Source organism: Halorubrum vacuolatum (assembly GCF_900188065.1).
GTDB lineage: Archaea > Halobacteriota > Halobacteria > Halobacteriales > Haloferacaceae > Halorubrum > Halorubrum vacuolatum.
The window spans coordinates 129,009-148,045 of the sequence record NZ_FZNQ01000001.1 but is presented as its reverse complement, the minus strand read 5'-3'; the positions used below and the strand labels follow the sequence as shown (position 1 = coordinate 148,045).

The window sequence follows — 19,037 nt, the reverse complement described above, 5'->3', positions numbered from 1 at the left end:
TCACCCGTGGGTCACCCGCGGACCGTCGACACCGCGATCCCGGACCCGACCGGCAGGATCGCCGTCTCCACGGCTGGGTCATCGGTCACGTGATCGACGTAGCTCCCGATCCCGTGGGTTTGGGCGTCGTCATCGACCGAAGGGAGGGGGTCGCCGTCGGTGACGTGGCGCACGAGGGCGTCGAAGTCGATCGGACCGGAAGCGATGTTGTCCGCGATGACGACACCGCCGGATCGGAGCTTCGGCCTCACGGCCTCGAACGCGTCGACGTATCGGGACTTCTGGTGATCGATCAGGGCGATGTCGAAGGGACCGTCGTAGCGCTCGATCGTCCCCATCGCGTCGCCGATCTCGAAGGTGACGGCGTCGTCGTAGCCGTACTCGGTCGCGAACGTGACGCCCCGTTCGGCCTCCTCCTCGTCGAACTCGGTACAGACGACGGATTCGGCCCCGCCGCGGAGGAACCACGTCGCGGAGTAGCCGAACCCGGAGCCGAACTCGAAGACGCGCTCGGCGTCGGTCAGTCGGGCAAGCAGACGGAGCACCGCCCCCGCCTCCGCGCCGATGATCGGAAAGTCCCACTCCTCGGCGAGGTCGGCCATCTCCGCTTGAACCGGGGTGTGGTCCGGGGCCGTGGCCGCCAGAAACCGTGCGGTGTGATCGGGAAGGACGTTCATGAGCGGTCACTCGGCTCCGACACGCTTCAAACGGTCGTGTTCGGGCACTGATGCAACAGGAAAGCGGACGGCCTGCGCCGCCGTCGACTCACTCCCCCTCGTCGCCGTCCGCTGGGACACGAACGGTGACGCCGGTCGTCTCCGGTTCGTCGCTTCCGTGCTGCGTCAGCACGTCGTCCTCGAGCGCCCTGCGATAGGTCATCGAGAGCCGGGTCGCCGTCGTGTCGCTCGGGAGCCCCGCCGTGAGGAGGAACAGTCCCGTCCCGTCCGTGTTGCGGAGGACGGGCACGTCGGCACACGGCTCATACGCCTCCTCCGGGAGGAACACGCGACGATGGCCGATCGCACCGGTCGGGTCGCGGATCCGGAAGTCGGTCGGCGTCTCCGGGAGCTGACCGGCGTCGGCGCCGTTTCGTTCACGGCCGTAGACGCCGACCGGAAGCGCGTCGTCCGCCGGCGGATCGTCGGCGACCCGGATCCGGGATCCCGCGGGGAACGCGACGTCGGCCTCGAAGACGTGGTATGGGACCCATCCGCCCCCGGGGGCGGTGACGCGTACGTCCTCGAACCGGGCGCCCACGTTCGCCCGGCAATAGACGCCGATCTTCCCGGTGTCGATCACGGGATCGGTCACCGAAAACAGCCGTTCGCCGTCGAGATGGCCGACGATCCGGTCGCCGACACAGTCGATCGTGAGGAGGTACTCGCGGCCGAGCTCGTAGCGTTCGTCGTCCTCCCAGAGCACCGTGGTCGTCCCGCCGGAGCGTCGGACGAGTCGGCGATATTTCCGCTCGTGATCCATCGAGAAGCGGTAGTACTCCCCGTCGCCGCGGTATCTGACGATGACGCCGATGGCGTCGTCGTCCTCGGATCGAAGCCGAACGGCGACCCGGTAATCGCTCCAGTTCTCGTCGCCGGTCACGGCGTAGGTTCCGGGCTCGCGATACCGGTTGCCGACGAAGCCGTAGAGGTTGCTCACCTGCTCCAAGGTCCCATCGCGGGTGCGCCACATCGAGTGCCGGATCGTGTAGGGCGGTTCATCGACCACCCGCCAGTCGCCGACCGTCTCCTCGCCGGAGACGTACTCCGAATCGACCGGGTCGTCCGCCGTGAAGGCGTCCTTCAACAGCCGCCCGACGTCGGCGTCGTCGTTGGCCGACAGCGACGTGAACGTCGCGTCGTCCCCGTCCGTGAACACGCCCGCGGCGTCGCCCTCGAGGAACGTGTCTTCGACGCCGAAAAGCGGGACGTCGTCGACGCTCACCCAGAGGGTCGTGCTGTCCGCACGAACGCGAAGGGTGTATTCGGAAGCGCGTGTCCCGTCCTCGTCGGCACCGTTCTCATCGGCCTCGTCGGCACCGTCTCGATCCGGGAGCGGCACCTCCCGTACCGTCTCGGCGCCGTCGCCGTCTCGGCGTCGCAGCGACACACGTTCGTCGCCGGTGGAGAGCACCGCGGCGAGGTAATGGGTCTCATCGCGCACGCGGAACAGCAGTCCGGCGGTGGCCGACGATCCGAGCGCGACCGTCGTCTCCCAGACGGTCGGGGTCGTCCCCGCGGGGCGGACGAAACCGGTCCACCCCTCGGTCTCCGCCGACAGACCGTCCTCATCGATGAACCACTCCGCGTCCGGATCGCCGGCTGTGGCCCCCTCCGACGTGACGGCCGCGAGGCGCTCAAGGTCGACGGTTCGCTCCGCGCCGTCCACCGTTCGCTCCGCGCCGTCCACCGTCCTGACCGTCGTCCCCGACGTGGCATCGATCGTGGTGCGGTCGGCCATGCGGGCGGCCTGCCGTTCGAGCAGCTCGTACTCCTCGCCGCTGAGATCGAGGTCGGCCACGAGCTCGTCGTCGACGGTGGTGGCCTCCAGCGCCGTCAGCGGATCGTCCTCCGAAACCGACACGTCGATGTCGTACCGGTCGAACGTCTCGGACACGCGCGCCGCGAGCCCGGATATCCGGTCGTCGTCGATCGGTTCGACCTCGGTCAACTGCTCTTCGCTTTCCTCCTCCTCGAGTATCGGATCCTCGCGCCCCGGCACGAGCGGCTCGTCCCCGTCCCACTCGATCAGGTCCTGTGGGAACGGGATATCGGGCAGTTCGCCGGGTTCGGGGCCGGGGATCTGTCGATAGACGTCGCCCTCGAACGTCTCGGGGAACCGCTCCTCGAACCCGTCACCCATGGGGTCGGGCGCAAAGCCCCGACCACCGGGCAGCCGGCGTTCGAGGACGTACCCCTCCGGCGTTATCCGCCGGTCCAAGAGTACCTCCACGGAGCCGTCGGTCGACCCCGTCCCCCCGTCGTTTTCGCCCTCGAACCGGACCTCGGTAACCTTCGTCACCTCCGGCGGCTGTGGCGCTGACAGCGGCTCGGCCGCACAGCCGAGTTCTCCGGTGGTCCGGTCCCAATCTATCGGCTCCGGGGACCGGACGAGCAGGCCGACCGGCCCGTCGTCCGCCGTCAGCCACGTCGCATCGAGGCCGTCGACGGGTGGCGTCACCCCGGGCGCGAGCGCCTCCTCCACGGCGTCGTACGCCCGCGCCTCCATCCCCCCGGGTGGCTCCGGATCGTCCGCGGGCAGCGACGTTGCCGCCGCCGTCACGTCCGGCACGTCGTCGTCCCCGTCGAGCATCGCGGCGAGGGCCCCGCCATCGGCGGTCCACGCGGTGTCCGGAAAGCTGTGGAGCTGGTGGACGAAGTTCGAAAACCGCGACGTGGTGAACGGGAACCGGTAGGCGACGGGACTCGCACCGCCGGTTCGGAAGTCCTCGACGAACACCTCGGCGACGTCGATCCTCGGGACGTCCATCGCATGGATCCCGACCGTGCCCGCGGGAAGCGGCTCCGCCTCGATGACGGACATCGTCGGCTCGTCGTCGACGAAGACGTCGATCGTGCCGCCGATGACCTGCATCCGGATATCGGCGTCCATCCCCGCCTCGATCGACGGGGACGGCTCGGTCTTCAACGTCTCCGAGGCGTCCGCGTCGATCCGAATCAGCCGGTATTCGTCGTCGTCCGCGTCGATCTCGAACCGATAGCCGGTCCCAGCGTCGGGGTCATACCGTACCACCGCGCCGGCGACCCCCTCGGCCGCGTCCGTGAACCGGACGTTCGTGCGAAGCACGTAGTCGTCCCATGTAGTGGGGGCCGTCGATCCCGGAGCCGACTCGAGGGATATGGTCACGTCGACGGTTCCGTCACCGTCGTCGATCCGAAGGTGGCCGGTCGGAGCCACCCGCCACGTCCGGTCGTCGTCCGCGAGGTCGGGTACGCCGTCGAGCGTCACCGTCGCATCGTCGTCCTCGTCGACGGCCGTGATGACGTACGTCCCGTCCGCACGCCGTTTGTCGCCCCGGAACCGAACGGTGTCGCTTTCCGGGGTGATGTCGTCGAGGTCGCCCTCCTCAAGCGCTTCGAGCGTCACGACGGCCTCGTCGGCGTCTGTATCCTCGGAGACGACCGAGGCGCTTTCGCCCGACGCACCGTCGTGACCGACGTGTGTCACCATGGCTTCTCCGTCGCCGCCGCTCCAGCGGTCCCCGTCGGTATCGAACGGTTCCCGGATGAGCGCCGGGACGAGTCGCGCCTCGTAGGTCGTGTCCGGATCGAGCACGCATCGAGGGTCGTCGTCCGCGAGGACGTCCTCGTAGGGGAGCGTCTCCTCCTCGATGCCGCCGCAGGCCTCCGCGACGCGCGAGAGCCACGTCCGATCGTGGCGTTCGAGCGCGTGTGTCCCCGCCTTTGCCCACGGGTTTCGCGCCGTTCCGAGCCGTCCGTCGACGTCCCGAACCGGCCGGTCGTCCTCGTCGTACAGCTGCAATCGGAGGTCACGCCGCGCCATGGCGTACAGCGACTCCACGTATGCCTCGGCGAACCGGACGCCGACGTCGTAGCCGCGATACACCGGCCGGGGGACGCTCGGCCGTTCGCCGTCGGCGACGACGCTTTCCGGGACCGTGGACTCGACGTATCGTTCGAGCGTCCCGAACGCGTCCGAGCCACCCTCCTCCTGGTCGTCGGCCCCGAACGGCGGGCTCACGTCGGCGAGCGCCGGCGGGCCGGTGGTCTCGAAGTACGCCATTTCGGTCATCGTCCCGTCCCCGTCGGGCCAGCGGTGTTCGAACTCCGAAAGCGGCTCCCCGTCGATCCCCCGGGCCTCGGCGACGGTGTCGATCACGAGCCGATAGCGCTCGTTTGGTTCGAGCACGGTCGGCTCCTCGGACCAGCGCACGAGTTCATCGCGGACGTGAGCGGGACCCTCTACCCCGTCGGCACCCAGCGCATCGATCGGGACCGTCGCCTCACACACCTCGACGATGCCAAACGCCCCGGTCGAGCGGATCAGGACGTGGCTGATCCCCCCGTCCGCGGTGAACGTCACCGTCCGTCGCTCGAAGGGAGCCGACGTCGGCGGATCGACCTCGACCTCCCGGAAGGCCTCCTCCTCCACCGAGCCGGTGAGAAATTCGGGGGCCGACCGGATATCACGGGTATCGATCGGGGTGCTTCCCTTTCTCTCGCCCTCATACCCGAGCGCCGTCGCCGACAGGCGGGTGTTTCCTCGGCTGACGACGAGGGTCAGCTCGACCGACCGCCTGTATCCGTCGAGGCCAACGACGACTTCCGTCAGGTCCTCGGGATCGTGTTTCCTGTTCGGCCCGAGATAGCGCAGCGCCTCGATGAAACCCGCCTCGGTTTCGGCCGGGGATACCTCCGGGGGCGCGTCGAGTTCGTCGACCTCCCGGAGGAACTGCGGCCATCCGTCGTCCTCGTGGGTGATCCGCTCGCCGTCGAACTCCTCGCCCTCCAGCTCGCGGGTGAGTTCCTCGCCGATGGCGGTGCCCGCAAGCGGGAAACACCGCCCGTCGCCGTAGCAGGGATAGGAGCCGAGAAGCCGGTCGATCCCTTCCTCCCACGCGCCGCCCGTATCACGCCCGTAGTCGTACGGGTTGACCGACCAGAGGCGGAGCTTCGTGTTCGCGACCGGCGGGGTGCCGTCGTCGCTCGGCGCGCCGCCAGCGCCGATCCGGGTGTCGGGCAACGGTGCCCACGACCCGTAGACCGGTCCCTCGTCGACGTACGAATCTTCCGACTCGCTCCATCGCTGCAGCGACACGTCCTGAAGCAGATATCTGGCCTCGACGGGGCCGCCGTCCTCCGGGTCGCCGATGACCGTCCACGCGTCGCTCGTCGAGGCGTTCACGCCGACGTCGCCGTCGTCGACGACGCCCGTGGTGAAGGTGAGCTCCGGCCGGACGTCCGGGGGGACGCGCGGCGGATCAGCCGGACCCTTGTCGTCATCTTCCGGTGGCGACGGGAGGTCGCCGTCGTACCCGAGCAGCCGCTCGCCTCCCGCGTCCGCGGTGGCGTAGTCCGGTTCGAGCAGGGCCTCCGTGTACGCGCCGTCTCCGACCTCATCGACCTGTCCGGCGCGCGGCAACGGCCAGCGCGTCGTCACCCGCTCGTGTCCCAGCGCGACGCCCGAAAGCGGTGCCGGCACCTCCGGCGGTTCCGGGGTCGGGCCCCATTCGAGCGAGACGGTCGCTTCGGGATCCGGGAGTGGCCACGGCGTGCCCAGCTCGACGCTCACCTCTCCGTGGACGTGGAACGGATCGATCGCCTCCGCGGCGAGCGCGGCGCTCGCGGTGATCGAGGCGCCGATCCCGAACGCCGACAGTTCGATGGCGCCGTATAGCTCGACCGCCCCGGAGAAGTGGGTCGGCTGCCAGCTCACCAGCACGTGCCCCTCGATGAACGCCTCGAAATCGACCGCGAGCGGCCCGAAGGAGAAGTCCTCCCCGTAGCCGACGCGCGCGCCGGTCGCGACGCGGTCCGCGTTGAGCATGAAGTAGCCGTCCGCGGAGAAGACCAACAGCTCCGCACGAACCCGGTCGTCCTCGGGGTCGCGTCTTCCGAGGTTGAGATACCAGGCGCTCGGGTCCGTGAAGTCGTAGTACGCCTCAACTCCGGCCCGAATGTCGATCAAGGTGGTGTTCTCGGACGCCTTGGTGTATTGGGCGTCGATCCCGAAGGTCAGATCGCCGGCGTCGCCATCGAGCACCGCGAGCGTCCGCAGGCTCCCCTCCGAGTCGATCTCCTCCCCGGGTGAGAGTAAATCGGCACGTCCCTCCAACATGATCACGGGGCCGGGGAACGCGATCACCAGGAGGAGGTCGCTCGTGAGCGCGAAGCCGTTGTCCGAGCTCGTTCCGATATTGACCCCGGCGCCGAACCCGAAGCCGCCGCGTTTGGCAGCCCACTGATTGTTGAGGTCGTCGACGCCGGGCTCGTTGCCCGCGTGATACCAGCTCTCCTCTTTCTCGCCGCTCAACGCGTACCACTCCTTATCTCCACGGTCCGGCTCCATGTTGTGCGCGTAGAGCGCCCCCATCCCGTAGATTGAGAGTCCGGTCGAGAACAGCGGGATCCCGACCGGCAGCGAGGCGTCGATGGAGACACCGAGATACGTGAACCATTGTCCGCTCGCGTCCTTTTCCTCGCCGACGATGAGCGTCGCCGAGATCGAGGTGTCCAACGCGATCAGGTCGAGGTCGATGTCGCCGTAGTACTTCCCGTTCTCGCCGTCGTAGGCGACGGTCCCCTTGAACGCGAGGGTGTCCGGGATCGTGAACTCGATGCCGATCCCATCGAAGCTGACCGTCGGGTCGTTCTCGCCGCTCGGGTCCCACGCGACGCGGAGTCCGTCGGCCGATGCGCCGGCGGGGATCCCCTCGACGATGCTGATGGCCCCGCTGAACGCGAGGTAGCGCCAGCCGTCGTCGCGGGTCCCGACGGCGAACTTCGACACCTCGAGTTCGATCCCCTCGAGCTCCGTCGCGCCCTGATCCGGCACGTCGATCCAGCTGTCGTCGTAATCGACCGTTCCGTCGTCGTTGATCGTGAGGTCGTCCACCTCGACGTCGGGGAGATCGACCGCGTCGAAGAGCGGACGAACCGTCCCCGAGACGGAGAGTGCGAACGTCTCGGCACTGACGACGATTCCGAAGCCGTCGACGTCCAACGCGAACGCCTCCGCCACTTCGATCGTGACGAGATCGCCGGACGGCCCGTCGGTTGGCTCGTCGGCGTCGATGAGGTCGGTCAGTTCGACCGCGAGCCTGCCCTCCATATCGAAGCCGAGATCGACGGCAACGCGCTGGTCGACGTACGGCAAGAAGAGTTCACCCGAGACGGAACACGTCGAGAGCGCCGTCTGGACGAACTCGACCTGCACGGCGTCGATCCCGAACGAGAAGTCCCCGAGGGTCGCGGCCGCCTCGCCGGTGTATTCGTTGGTCGTGTCGTCGAACGTGAGATCGGCCGGCTCGTAGGCGATGACGCCGGAGAAGCCGCCGGAGCCGATAGTGGCTCCCTGTAGCGTGAGCTCCGCCGGGAGCGGCCACGACTCCGGGAACGAGACGCTCGCGTCGCCGATGAATAGGCCGACAAATCCCTCGTCGACGTATGCGTCGTCGAACTCGTCGTGGTCGGCGATCGCCGGGGACAGCTCCGTCGGCGAGACGTCGAGGACGATGTCGCTGGCCTCGATGAGGATCCCCGTTTTGGCGATCTCGGCCGGCGTCATGTCCACGCCCTCGAACCCCTCGATCCCGAACTCCCAGGTGTGATCGAGGGTGATGTCGACTTCGGTCGTGAACTCGACGTGATCGGCGCGGGTGCCGTCATCCGCCGGGGCGGGGCGCAACACCCCGTTGTCGACGCGGGCGGTGAGTTCGATCCCCTCGATGGCGAGTGCCCACTCGGTTTCGAGAACGAGCGAGACGTCGATCTCGGCGGTGGAAACCTCCGGCTCGCCGAGGAAGAACTCGACGCCGGCGCTTCCCGGAACCGAGAGGCTCGGGTAGCCGTCGATCACGAGGGTCGCGCTCGCGACGTCATCGGAGACGTCGGCGTCGTCGATGGCGACGTTTCCGAGAAACTCCGGCAACGTGTCCGCCGGCACGTCGGTCATATCCTGCAGCTGATCTTCGATCCATTCGTCCACCGGTTCGGCCGTCGTCTGTGTCGCTCCCATGATCACACCCCCTTCAGCTCAAGGTCATCGTTCATCCCGCCGGTCGCCCCCTTGACACGCAGGCGATAGTCGTACGTTCCATCCGGGTCCCGTCCCCTATCCGTGACCGCCGTGTCCCGGGTCCACGGCCCGATCGCTCGCCAGTCGGGGCCGTCGTCATCCGGTTCGTCGTCATCCGAGTCGTCTGGGCGGCGTTGCACCTGATACATCAGGTCGCCCGCGTCGCCCGCGGGTGTCCACGCGAGGGTCACGTCGCCATCGTCGTCGACGGCTGGATCCTCGGTCTCCCACGACGGCGTCTCCGGCGGCGATCGGTCGAACGCCTGCCCCGAGACGGGCGGCGTCGGCTTCGTGTGGATGCCGGCCTCGCTCACGGCGACGACCCGATAGTACGTCGTCGTGAACGGCTCCACGTCCGTCTCGACCCACAGGAGATGCGTGTCGTCCTCGGCGATGATCCCGTCCTCCTCGGGGACGACCGTCTCCGGCCCCGCCATCGAACGGAGGTCGTCGGCCGCCGCCGCGTCCTCCGTGCGATACACGAGGAGGTGATCGACGGCGGGGCCGGTCACGCCCTCGATCCGGAGCGTGATCATCCGGTCGCCGTCGACGTCCTCATCCGGGTGGCCCGCGCCGACGTCGACGATCCGCGGCGTCGGCGGGGGGACCACCGCGGGCGATTTCACCGGCATCGTCGGGTAGCTCATCGGGGTCCCGTCGTCCTCGCGGGCGTCGCTGCGGTTGCCGGCGTCGTCGACGGTGCCGACCCGGTAGAGATAGCAGTTCCGGGCGACGCCGTCGAAGTGATCGACCCACGCACACAGGTCGTCGTCGGGGTCGTACGCCGCGTCGCCGTCGGGGCCGACGCGGTCGTCGTGTTCGCTCGGGACGAGCGCCGAGTCGGTTCGCTGGGAGAAGGCGGTCTCGTTGCCGGGCAGCGCCGCGAGCGTCGCGAGGATCGCCGGCCGTAACGCCTCGGCGTCGGTGCCTTCGGTCGCCTCGCTTTCGGTTGCGTCATCCGTCGACGGATCGACCGCCTCGCGAAGGGCGCGGTAGTCCGCCATCGCGGCCGCCCTCGCGTCGGCCGCCGCCTCGTCGTCCTCCGCTTTATCGATCGTTTTGGCGTGCGCATCGAACGTTTGCAACGCTTCGACGATCGTGTCACGCTCGTCCGACCCGTCCGACCCGCGAAGCGCCGGCGGGAAGAACCGCTCGTCGTCGGCGTCGAGCGGAAGCCCGTCGCCCAGATCACCATCCTCATCCTCGGCGGCGACCCGACGTTCCAGGTCGGTCGCGAACAGCGTCTCATCCAGCGCGCGGAACACGTGATAGCCGTAGGCGTCGCCGCCGTCCAGCGGCTCCCACCTCACGGTGTACGCCGACTCGCCGTCGTAATCCGGGTGGGTGGCCCGCTCGAAGTCCACCTCGATCGTCGGCCCGCTCGGGGAATCCGGCGTCTCGCGATGAACGCGCGCGACGGTCGCGGTGCCGTCGACCGGGCTCTCGTTCCCCGACCCGTCGGATGCCGTGACGGTCACGTCCGCATACACCGTCGGGACCGAAAGCGACGGGGCGAACGCCTCGCCCTCGTCGCTCTCCGGCGCGGAAACGATCGTCTCATAGACGGTCGTTCCCGGGTCGATTCCTCCGAGCCCGTCCGTACCGATCGTCGCGTCCGCGTCGTCGAACCCGATCGTCCCGACCGGATCCCCCCACGCGCCCGGGTCGGTCCCGTCCGTCCAGAGCGGATGCGCGATCCGATATGGGAGATACGATCCGGGCGTCGTGGACTCGACCTGCCGATCGAGCACGAGCTCCGTCGGTCCCTCGACGCCTGCGACCTCGTAGGCCACGTCGTCGTCGACGGTTCTGAAGTTCCGCCCCTCGAGCGACTCGTTCCACTCGGTGCGGTGGCCCGTCACGACGGTTCCGGTGGTGCCATCGATCTCCGTCGTCTCGGCGGCGTCGACGGTGACGGTTCCCTCGGTGTACGCCGGCGGGACGACGAGCGAACACCGATCGCCCACCTCGGGCTCCGTGATCGAGACCTCGAGTGGGCCGACATCACCCGCCGGAAACATCGTCACGAACCCGTCGTCCGTGACGAGCGCATCCGCGACGGATTCGGCCTGCCCGCCGTCGGTGATGTTCTGTCCGCCGTCGGTGATGTTCTGTCCGCCGTCGGTGGCCGCACCGTTCCGCTCGATAGGTGGTCGAACCGTCAGTTCGATCCCGTCATCGACCGCGACTGCCGACTCGACCGGGAACGCCGCCGTGGCGACGACGAGTGTCGTCCCCGCGAACACCGCCGGCTCGGCGCCATCGAGGCCGACGTCGACGGTCACTTCGAAGCCGGTCGTTGTCGCGGTCACCCCGGTGATCTCGCCGACGTGCGTGTTTCGCCGTCCGGGCGCGACGTACACGTCGAACTCGGCGACGTCAGGCGCGATGTCGGCGTGTTCCTCCGGCCAGCACCACCGAACCCGGAGTCCGGTCTCCGACGGGTTCGCCGCCCGCCACGAACGGTAGGTCGCGTCCTGTCTGATGTCCGGGTTCGGTGGGATCTCGTCGGCGTCGAGACCCAGAAGGTCCTCGCTGTAAGCCGCCGGGTCGAGCGCGGCCGCCTCGATCGCTGTCGGCGGGGGCGGCGAACGGTCGCTCACCACCTCGATCGCCTGCTGTGCGTGTGGTGAATCGGCCGATTCGATCGGGTCGTTCGTCGACCACGTCGCGGGATCGCTCCGCTCGCTGAACCGGCCGAAGACGTCGACGCCGACCACTCGGTAACTGTACCAGCCGTCGGCCAGCCCGGTTTCGATTGCGTGCATGCGCTCGTCGGGCCAATCCTCGGGCGTCAGGGCCGGGGAATCGTCCGGGTTCGTCGCGAGGATCGGCATCGCCCCATCGAGGAACTCGTCGGCGGACGCCGCCGTGATCGGGTCGTACGCGTCGAGTTCCGCCGGCACGTCCGCCCCGTTATCTCCCTCCCACCGCCACAGGTGGTATTTGATGGGTGTCGCTGCCGCATCGCTCCTCGCGCCCTCGGAGTCGTCCGCCATCGCCCAGCGGAGGCCGACGGTGTTCTCGGTTTCCGCCGTCGCCGGTAGCGAAAAGACCCGTGGATCCGCCGGCGACGGGAGCGCCGATTCGTCACCCCCGCCGACGTCGAACGCCACGTACCAGTCGAGCCTCGGCGTCGTCATCGAGGAGACGAGCTCGTTGATCACCATCCCCGCACCGACGCCGGTCGAGGGGATCACCTCGCCGTGATCGGCGACGATCAGGTAATCATAGCTCCCGTTCGGGTCGACGGCGTCGTCGACCCAGTAGAGCCCGAGCGCCTGTGCCGCGGCGGGATCGGTCGCCGCCGTCAGCACGGTGTCGAGCGGGTTTTGAAGGGGGATCGATCCGTGGCTGCCGTCGGGCGCATCCGGATGGACCAGATATCCTCGCGGGAGCCCGTCACGGAGTCCCAGCGCGTCGTGTTCGAGTTGGAGGGTGCTCTGAGCCGGGTCGACGGACTCGATCCGGTGTGTCACCGACGAGAACGTGACACAGGCGACGGTGTCGCCGTAGTGCGGGCCGCTCACCGGTCGATCGAGCAGACAGATCTCGAAGGATGCCTCCGGGATGTCGTAGTGGGTGAGATCCACGATCCGATACAGCTCCCGTTCCGCCCCGATGCGGACGTGGTCGCCGATGAACGACTCGTCCAGCCCGGTTTCGGCGCCGAAGAGGAGTGGTCGACCGTGTACGGCCGCCATCCCCGAAACGGCCCCGGTCGCGAAGCGGATCCGGGAGCCAGCCATTTCGGACGCCCAGTCCACCCCCGCCCCGTAGATGGTCGACGGGTCACCGTTGCGATAGGCCACCCCGCCCGGGTCCTCGAATGCGGGCATCGTCCGGCTGCCCATTCCCCCGACCGGCGGACCGCCGCTCCCGCCGCCGCCGTTCCCGTCCACGAGGACCGACAGCGTATCGTGGAGCGCGGCGAACTCGTCGTTGCGAACCTCGTATGCCCGGTTGGCCCCGCTCTGTCCGCGATACGGCCGGTTGAGGACGAGGCGTGCGCCCCCCGCTGTGGCGGCGCCGATGGCTGCGATCCCGTAGGCGGTGTCGTCGCCGTGAACGTGGAGGTTCCTGCCGACCACGTTTGCATCGGACCGGAGACCCGGCGCGAAGACGTACGGCGACCCCGCTGTGACGGTCACCGTTCCGGGGCCCGGCTCCGGATCGGGGTCCGCCGTAAGCCGTGCGGGGTCACCGTACGCGATCCGATCGGTCGCGAGCCGGCGTGCCGCCTCGATGGTGGCGGGCGCGTCGTCGTCGCCGTAGTCGTCGTGTGCGACCGGCAGTCGGATCGGCGTCCGGTGGAGCAGTTGCCATCTCCCCCGCAGGTTCTCCGTCACCAGATACGCCGCGATCTCGGAGACGAAGACGGGATCGACTTTCGGATGGGCGCCGACACAGTCGATCGCGTCGATCCGATCCCCCGCGAGCGAGACCGTCCCGCCCTTCGTCGTCGCTTCGTCGACGACCCGCCCGTCGGTGAACGCCCGGACGGTGACGCTATCGCGGAGCACCTCGGTCCCGACCGAGACATCGACGCGGAAGGCCGGGTCGGGAACGTCGATCCGAAACGGCTCGACGCCGCTTATCGAGAGCCCGACGGCGTTCTGGTCGTCGGTGACGGTCTCGATGCGGGCGTGATCTTCGAACTCGAACCGATGTCCCTCGGACGTCTCGGCGGCCGCGAGCGGGTCTTCCGGGTCGTGATCGAGCGCCGCCGAGAGCAACGCGTCGGTGGCGCCGGGCTCTCGATGGCCCCGTCTCAACAGGTAGTATCCGCCGGGTGGGAACCCGTGGTGGGGTGGGAAGGCCCATCGAAGGTGAATGCCGTTCGCCAGGGATGGATATTCGGAACGTGGCTGTACCTCGCCGTCGACGCCGATCGATTGTAACGCAAGCCGTGACATTGGTGGTCCATGGGCGGCATCTCCGGTGGACAGACACCGGTTCACCGCCGCGGACCTATTACCTCACCTGCCGTTCGGAGAACACCGATTGTTGTTTACTTTACACTTTTTCATTTAATTGACTAACCACTTAATTCTATGGGCAACCGTCGAACCGACCCTGGGCCGTCGCTTCCGTATCCCCCCGCGACCTCCACACTTAAGCCTCGCTCGGCCAACCGGATCAGTGATGTTCGATCCCGAGGAACTGGCGCGGATCCGCGAGGCGCGTGCGTCGTGGAAGGAGGAGACCTACGCCCCCACCGTCGATCGGTTCGGGGAGCGTGCCGAGACGTTCACCACGGACACCGGCGGCCGGACCGTTTCCCCCCTGTATACGCCGGCGGACCTCGCCGATCACGACTACCGTGAGGACGTCGGCTTCCCGGGCGAGGAGCCCTACACGCGAGGCGTCTACTCGACGATGCACCGCGGGCGACTCTGGACGATGCGGCAGTACGCGGGGATGGGGACCGCAAGGGAGACGAACGAGCGGTTTCAGTATCTGATCGATCAGGGCTCCTCGGGGCTCTCGATGGCGTTCGACCTCCCCACCCAGATGGGCTATGACTCCGACGCCCCGATGGCCGAGGGCGAGGTGGGACGCTCGGGCGTCGCCATCGACACGCTCGACGACTTCGAGACGGTCTTCGACGGGATTCCGCTCGATTCCGTCTCGACGTCGATGACGATCAACGCGCCCGCCGCCGTGTTGCTCGCGATGTACGTCGCCATGGGCGACGAACAGGGCGTCGACCGCGAGGAGTTGCGCGGGACGATCCAGAACGATATTATGAAAGAGTACATCGCCCGCAACCTCTACATCTACCCGCCGGAGCCGTCGATGCGGCTCATCACCGACATCTTCGCGTTCTGTGCGGCCGAGGTACCCAGCTTCAACACGATCTCCATCTCGGGGTATCACATCCGTGAGGCGGGTTCGACGGCGGCTCAGGAGGTCGCGTTCACGCTCGCGAACGGGATCGAATACGTCGAAGCGGCCCTCGACGCCGGCCTCGACGTCGACGCCTTCGCTCCACAGCTCTCCTTCTTTTTCAATGCACACAACAACATCCTGGAGGAGGCGGCGAAGTTCCGTGCGGCCCGGCGGATGTGGGCACAGATTATGGACGAACGGTTCGACGCCGGGAACCCCAAATCGAAACAGCTCAAGTTCCACACCCAGACCGGGGGCTCGACGCTCACGGCCCAACAGATCGAAAACAACGTCGTTCGGGTCGCCTATCAGGCGCTCGCGGCGGTCCTCGGCGGCACCCAGAGCCTCCACACCAACGGCAAGGACGAGGCGCTCGCGTTACCCACCGAGCAGTCCGTTCGTACCGCGTTGCGCACCCAGCAGATCCTCGCCCACGAGTCGGGTGCGGCGGACACGATGGACCCGCTCGCGGGCTCGTATTACGTCGAGAGCCTCACGGACGACATCGAGGCGGAGGCGTTCGAGATCATCGAGGAGATCGACCGCCGCGACGGGGCGTTGGCGGCCGTCGAGAGTCAGTGGGTCCAACGGCAGATACAGGACGTCGCCTTCGAACGCCAGCGCGAGATCGAAGCGGGTGAGCGGATCATCGTCGGCGTCAACGAGCACACCGTCGATGAGGAACCGGCGATGGACATAGAGGAGGTAGATCCCGCACAGGAGGCCGCCCAGCGCGACCGACTAGCCGCCGTCAAAGCCGACCGGGATAGCGAGGCGGTGGACGCCGCCCTCGCGGCGATCCGTTCGGCCGCGACCGGCGACGAGAACCTCCTTCCACCGATCATCGAGGCCGTCAAGGCGTACGCGACGGTACAGGAGATCTGTGACGTCCTCCGGGAGGAGTTCGGCGAATATACGCCGAACCGGTGAGATCGGCGGGAGCTGTCTCCCTCTACTCTTCCTTCGATCGCCTCGGCAACAGCTGTCCCCACAGTATCTTCGACGGGATCTCGACCGTGATCGGCTCCTCAACGACGATCTGACATGAGAGCCGGGGATAGCCGAACCGGGCCGCCGCGGTGTCGTGAAACCGTGTCGGCTCGGGTGGCGGATCGACGCGCACCCCGCAGGTTCCACAGAGGCCGTTGCCGCCGCAGTTGAGCCGGCTCGAAAGCGTGCCGTACACCTCGAAGCCGCCCGCGACCAGCGCGTCGCGGAGGACCGTTCCGGGCGCAACCGTGAGTGTCGTCTCCAGTCCATCCTGGTCGCGGACACGGACGGGAATCGTCTCGTCGGACATGCGGTCGGTGATCCCTCGTGTTTAGGGTTCGCCGCCGAAGGCGCTCGGCTCCTCCCAGGAGTCGCGTCCGGAGACGGTGCGCTGGGGGAACGGGATGGTGATATCCTCCGCGTCGAACCGCTTCTTGACGGCCGCGATGTACTCCGCACGCGTCCGCATGAAGTCCGAGCGTGACGGGTTCGCGATCCACACGCGCGACTGGAGCCCGACGTAGGAGTCGGCCAGCTCGTTAAACCGAACCGACGGGGCGGGCTCTTCGAGGATCGCCTCGTGTTTTTCAGCCTCATCGATGATGATCTCCGTGGCGTGGTCGACGTCGTCCTCGTAATCGATCCCGAAGACGACGCGTAGCCGGAGCGTGTCCTTCGCGACCGGGTTCTTCACCACGCCGGCCGTGAGCGTGTGGTTCGGGACGGTGAGCAGTTCGTTATCGAAGGTGCGCACGCGCGTCACCCGGAACGAGATGTCCTCAACGACGCCGACGTTGTCGTCCCACTCGATCCAGTCGCCAATTTTGAACGGCTTGTCGGTGTAAATGAAGATCCCCGCGACGAAGTTGCGGATCACGTCCTGTAACGCGAAACCGACCGCGAGTGTCGCGGCCGCCGCGATGGTCGCGAGCGAGCGGAGGAAGTCGTCGTAGCCGGCCGCCCCGAACGCGACGGTCAGCCCGGCGAAGAGGACGAGGAACGTGGCTATCTTGTTGAGCGGGCGGCGTGCGTGCTCCTCCAACCCCTGTCGTTCGAGCAGCCGTTCGATGAGCGGGTTGAAGACGCTCTTGTTGAGGACATACACCGCAGTTAAGACGACGATGAACGTCGCCGCCGAGACGACGAGCCCGGCGGCGTCGCCGAGGAACGGCGCGAGGACGTTCTCGGCCGCGGCGATCTGTCCGGGACCCCCACCGCCGAGCATCAGTGGAACACCGCCGTGTTCCCGCGCGTCTCGATCAGGTCCGCCCCGACGGCCTCACCCAGTTCGGCGGCGAGTTCGTCGGTCGTGGTCCCCCCACGGGCCGCCCTGAGGAATTTCACTTTGACTAGCTTCCGGTCCTGTAGTTGATCTTTGAGCTCCTCGGTGACCGCCTCGATGCCGCCTTTCCCGACCCAGACCGTGACGTCGAGGTCGTGTGCCTCCTTGCGGAGTTGCTGGTCGCTCATACCCCGTGGAACGGCCCCGGCACATTGAACCTTGAGATTCGCGGCGAGGATGGCCGGGTCGTGGTGACGCCGTTTCCGAACCACGTGGACGACCGATCCGGAGACCGTCCCCTGGTAATGCATCCGTCAAAAACGGTTATCGATCGAGTTGGTTCGATGGGTGTTCGATCAAAAGCCGACTTAACCGTGGGATCGACACCCGTGTTTATAAATGTCGGATACAATGTGCTCGTGGTGTGCGGGCAGTCCTCACACAAAGTTTAATCAAAGCCGGTGATATACTCCTCATATGGACTCCGACAGCTCCATTGACGTGCGTATTGCCGGTCAGCCGACCATCCAGCTCGGCGCCCGCTTTACATTCGGCAATACGTCCAAATTTACAGGGGCTCGTCGGACTCGGTGGTCCGACTCCGCACGCCGCCTCCACGGCTATCGTGGGTCGCCCGCCTCCCGCCGCTTACCCGTTGGTCAGGGTCAAAGACGGTAGATGAGCGTCTCACGACATCCGATCGCGCTTCGCCTCGAGCAACGCGTCGGCGGCGCGACGAAGCTCCTCGCGACCGTCATGGCGCTGCCGCTCATCGACGGCATCTTCCCCGCGCTCGTCGTCGCCGGCGTCCTCGCGACGCCGACCGGCGTGGTCGAGACCGGGATCCTCATCTTCGGCGGTTCCGCCACGATGGCGGTCATCCTCGCGGAGATGGACGGCACCCGAAAGGAGATGATGACCTCCGTGTTGCTCATCGGGGCGGTGATCATCCCGGTGGCGGCCGTCGAGGCCGCGCTCGCGCCGACGCTTGAGGGCTTTTTGAACCTCGAGATCTTCGAGCGCTTCGCCGGGCTCGTCATCCTCGCCATCGCCGCGAAGACGGCGAGTTCGGAGTTCGGCAAGTACCTTCCGAGCCCCGCGGTCATCATCGGTCTGGGACTCATCGCGAGCTTCGATCCCTCGGGTCTCTCGCTGCAGACCTCGACGGAGTACGTCGTCCCGGGTACCGCCGCCGCGAGCATCGGCGTCGGCTTCGCGCTCGCCGTGGCTGCGTTCTCGCCGCAGCTGAAGGGCCGCGTCGACATCGACCGCTTCCGGTTCGGCTCGGCGGTCGCGCTCGGCGTCCTCGCGCTTCCGATCCTCCTGCGCCCCGTCGGCGTCATGCAGACGGAAGCGCCCATCGCGCTCGCCGTGCTCGCGGTCACCGCGCTGTTCGCGTATGACCCCGATCCCGAGGGGATCGGCGCCCCCGGCGACGCGGACGACGATGACGATGACTCCGACGACGACCTCGCCGGCGACGTGGCGACCGACGAGATCCGCGAGGACATCGAATCCGGATCGAATGTGCCCGCTTCGGCCGTCCAGTCCCGCGATGTGCCCGCGGACACGCCGGCTTCGGCACGTCCTGACGTGTCGGCTACGGCGGCGGGTGACGGTGGGACCGCTGCAGCGAGCGGGGACGAGGCGTCCGATGGAAGCGAAAGCGAGATCTCGGACGACGACGAGGGGGCGGACGACGACCGGCGTGACCCGTTCGATGACGGCGACTCGCGTGCGCCGTGGTTGTGATCGGCGCGGCCGTGGAGCCGTGTCGCTTTAGGCCCTCTCGCCCCTTCGGCAAGTATGTCAAATCGCGTCGTGCAGGGACGGATGGTGACGCCGGGAACGCTCGCGGAGCTGATCGAGGGATCCCCGGTTCTCGAAACGGAGGACATCACCGATGCGGATCGCCCGTGTCCGGAGTGTGACGGCGACGTCATCGAAGTCGGCTACATGCCGAGCGTGACCGAGTTCGTGACGGGATATAAATGCCAAGACTGCGATTGGAGCGACGACGATCGGGAGTGACCTCGTCGCGGGGACGAGGGGGCGCCCCCGTCGTGGCGCTCACGTCCGTCGATCGCCCCGGATCGAA

At 67.6% G+C, this 19,037-nt stretch carries 9 protein-coding genes; 3 read left to right on the top strand and 6 right to left on the bottom strand.

Annotated features, from left to right (window positions below; all coding sequences use genetic code 11):
• Positions 1-11 precede the first annotated feature (11 nt).
• From CHB65_RS00725 to CHB65_RS00715, 3 genes are all read right to left on the bottom strand, one after another.
• A complete protein-coding gene (locus tag CHB65_RS00725) occupies positions 12-677 on the bottom strand; it encodes an O-methyltransferase (protein WP_089383129.1) in 666 nt (221 codons plus the stop codon).
• A gap of 88 nt (positions 678-765) precedes the next feature.
• On the bottom strand, positions 766-8,715 hold the full coding sequence (locus CHB65_RS00720; protein ID WP_089383128.1) for a DUF6603 domain-containing protein: 7,950 nt from the start codon (positions 8,713-8,715) through the stop codon (positions 766-768).
• 2 nt (positions 8,716-8,717) lie between these two features.
• Complete coding sequence (locus CHB65_RS00715; protein WP_089383127.1) at positions 8,718-13,691, bottom strand: hypothetical protein; 4,974 nt, start codon at positions 13,689-13,691, stop codon at positions 8,718-8,720.
• Positions 13,692-13,920: 229 nt separating this feature from the next.
• Between CHB65_RS00715 and CHB65_RS00710 the strand changes: the two genes are divergently transcribed.
• On the top strand, positions 13,921-15,597 hold the full coding sequence (locus CHB65_RS00710) for an acyl-CoA mutase large subunit family protein (RefSeq protein ID WP_089383126.1): 1,677 nt from the start codon (positions 13,921-13,923) through the stop codon (positions 15,595-15,597).
• A gap of 22 nt (positions 15,598-15,619) precedes the next feature.
• On the opposite strand, the gene CHB65_RS00705 is transcribed toward CHB65_RS00710, so the two are convergent.
• Genes CHB65_RS00705 through CHB65_RS00695 form a run of 3 tightly spaced genes read right to left on the bottom strand, consistent with a single transcriptional unit; the run spans position 15,620 to position 17,127 of the window.
• Positions 15,620-15,967, bottom strand: coding sequence for a 2Fe-2S iron-sulfur cluster-binding protein (locus CHB65_RS00705; protein ID WP_089383125.1), 348 nt, complete (start codon positions 15,965-15,967; stop codon positions 15,620-15,622).
• Between the two features lie 21 nt (positions 15,968-15,988).
• Positions 15,989-16,882: a mechanosensitive ion channel family protein gene (locus CHB65_RS00700; protein ID WP_089383124.1), complete on the bottom strand. Its 894-nt coding sequence runs from the start codon at positions 16,880-16,882 to the stop codon at positions 15,989-15,991.
• Complete coding sequence (locus CHB65_RS00695) at positions 16,882-17,127, bottom strand: YhbY family RNA-binding protein (RefSeq protein ID WP_089383447.1); 246 nt, start codon at positions 17,125-17,127, stop codon at positions 16,882-16,884. Before CHB65_RS00695 ends, CHB65_RS00700 begins: the two co-directional genes overlap by 1 nt.
• 490 nt (positions 17,128-17,617) lie before the next feature.
• Here CHB65_RS00695 and CHB65_RS00685 point away from each other — a divergent pair, with 490 nt between their 5' ends.
• Together CHB65_RS00685 and CHB65_RS00680 are read left to right on the top strand one after the other, a co-directional pair.
• Positions 17,618-18,691 (top strand): DUF5794 domain-containing protein, encoded by a 1,074-nt coding sequence (locus CHB65_RS00685; RefSeq protein WP_089383122.1) that lies wholly within the window; start codon positions 17,618-17,620, stop codon positions 18,689-18,691.
• Positions 18,692-18,745: 54 nt separating this feature from the next.
• Complete coding sequence (locus tag CHB65_RS00680; protein ID WP_089383121.1) at positions 18,746-18,970, top strand: DUF5795 family protein; 225 nt, start codon at positions 18,746-18,748, stop codon at positions 18,968-18,970.
• Positions 18,971-19,037 lie beyond the last annotated feature (67 nt).

Coding starts and splice junctions, on each gene's coding strand:
- CHB65_RS00725 (WP_089383129.1), bottom strand. CDS start 677: ATGAACGTCCTTCCCGATCACACCGCACGGTTTCTGGCGGCCACGGCC.
- CHB65_RS00720 (WP_089383128.1), bottom strand. CDS start 8,715: ATGGGAGCGACACAGACGACGGCCGAACCGGTGGACGAATGGATCGAA.
- CHB65_RS00715 (WP_089383127.1), bottom strand. CDS start 13,691: ATGTCACGGCTTGCGTTACAATCGATCGGCGTCGACGGCGAGGTACAG.
- CHB65_RS00710 (WP_089383126.1), top strand. CDS start 13,921: ATGTTCGATCCCGAGGAACTGGCGCGGATCCGCGAGGCGCGTGCGTCG.
- CHB65_RS00705 (WP_089383125.1), bottom strand. CDS start 15,967: ATGTCCGACGAGACGATTCCCGTCCGTGTCCGCGACCAGGATGGACTG.
- CHB65_RS00700 (WP_089383124.1), bottom strand. CDS start 16,882: ATGCTCGGCGGTGGGGGTCCCGGACAGATCGCCGCGGCCGAGAACGTC.
- CHB65_RS00695 (WP_089383447.1), bottom strand. CDS start 17,127: ATGAGCGACCAGCAACTCCGCAAGGAGGCACACGACCTCGACGTCACG.
- CHB65_RS00685 (WP_089383122.1), top strand. CDS start 17,618: ATGAGCGTCTCACGACATCCGATCGCGCTTCGCCTCGAGCAACGCGTC.
- CHB65_RS00680 (WP_089383121.1), top strand. CDS start 18,746: ATGTCAAATCGCGTCGTGCAGGGACGGATGGTGACGCCGGGAACGCTC.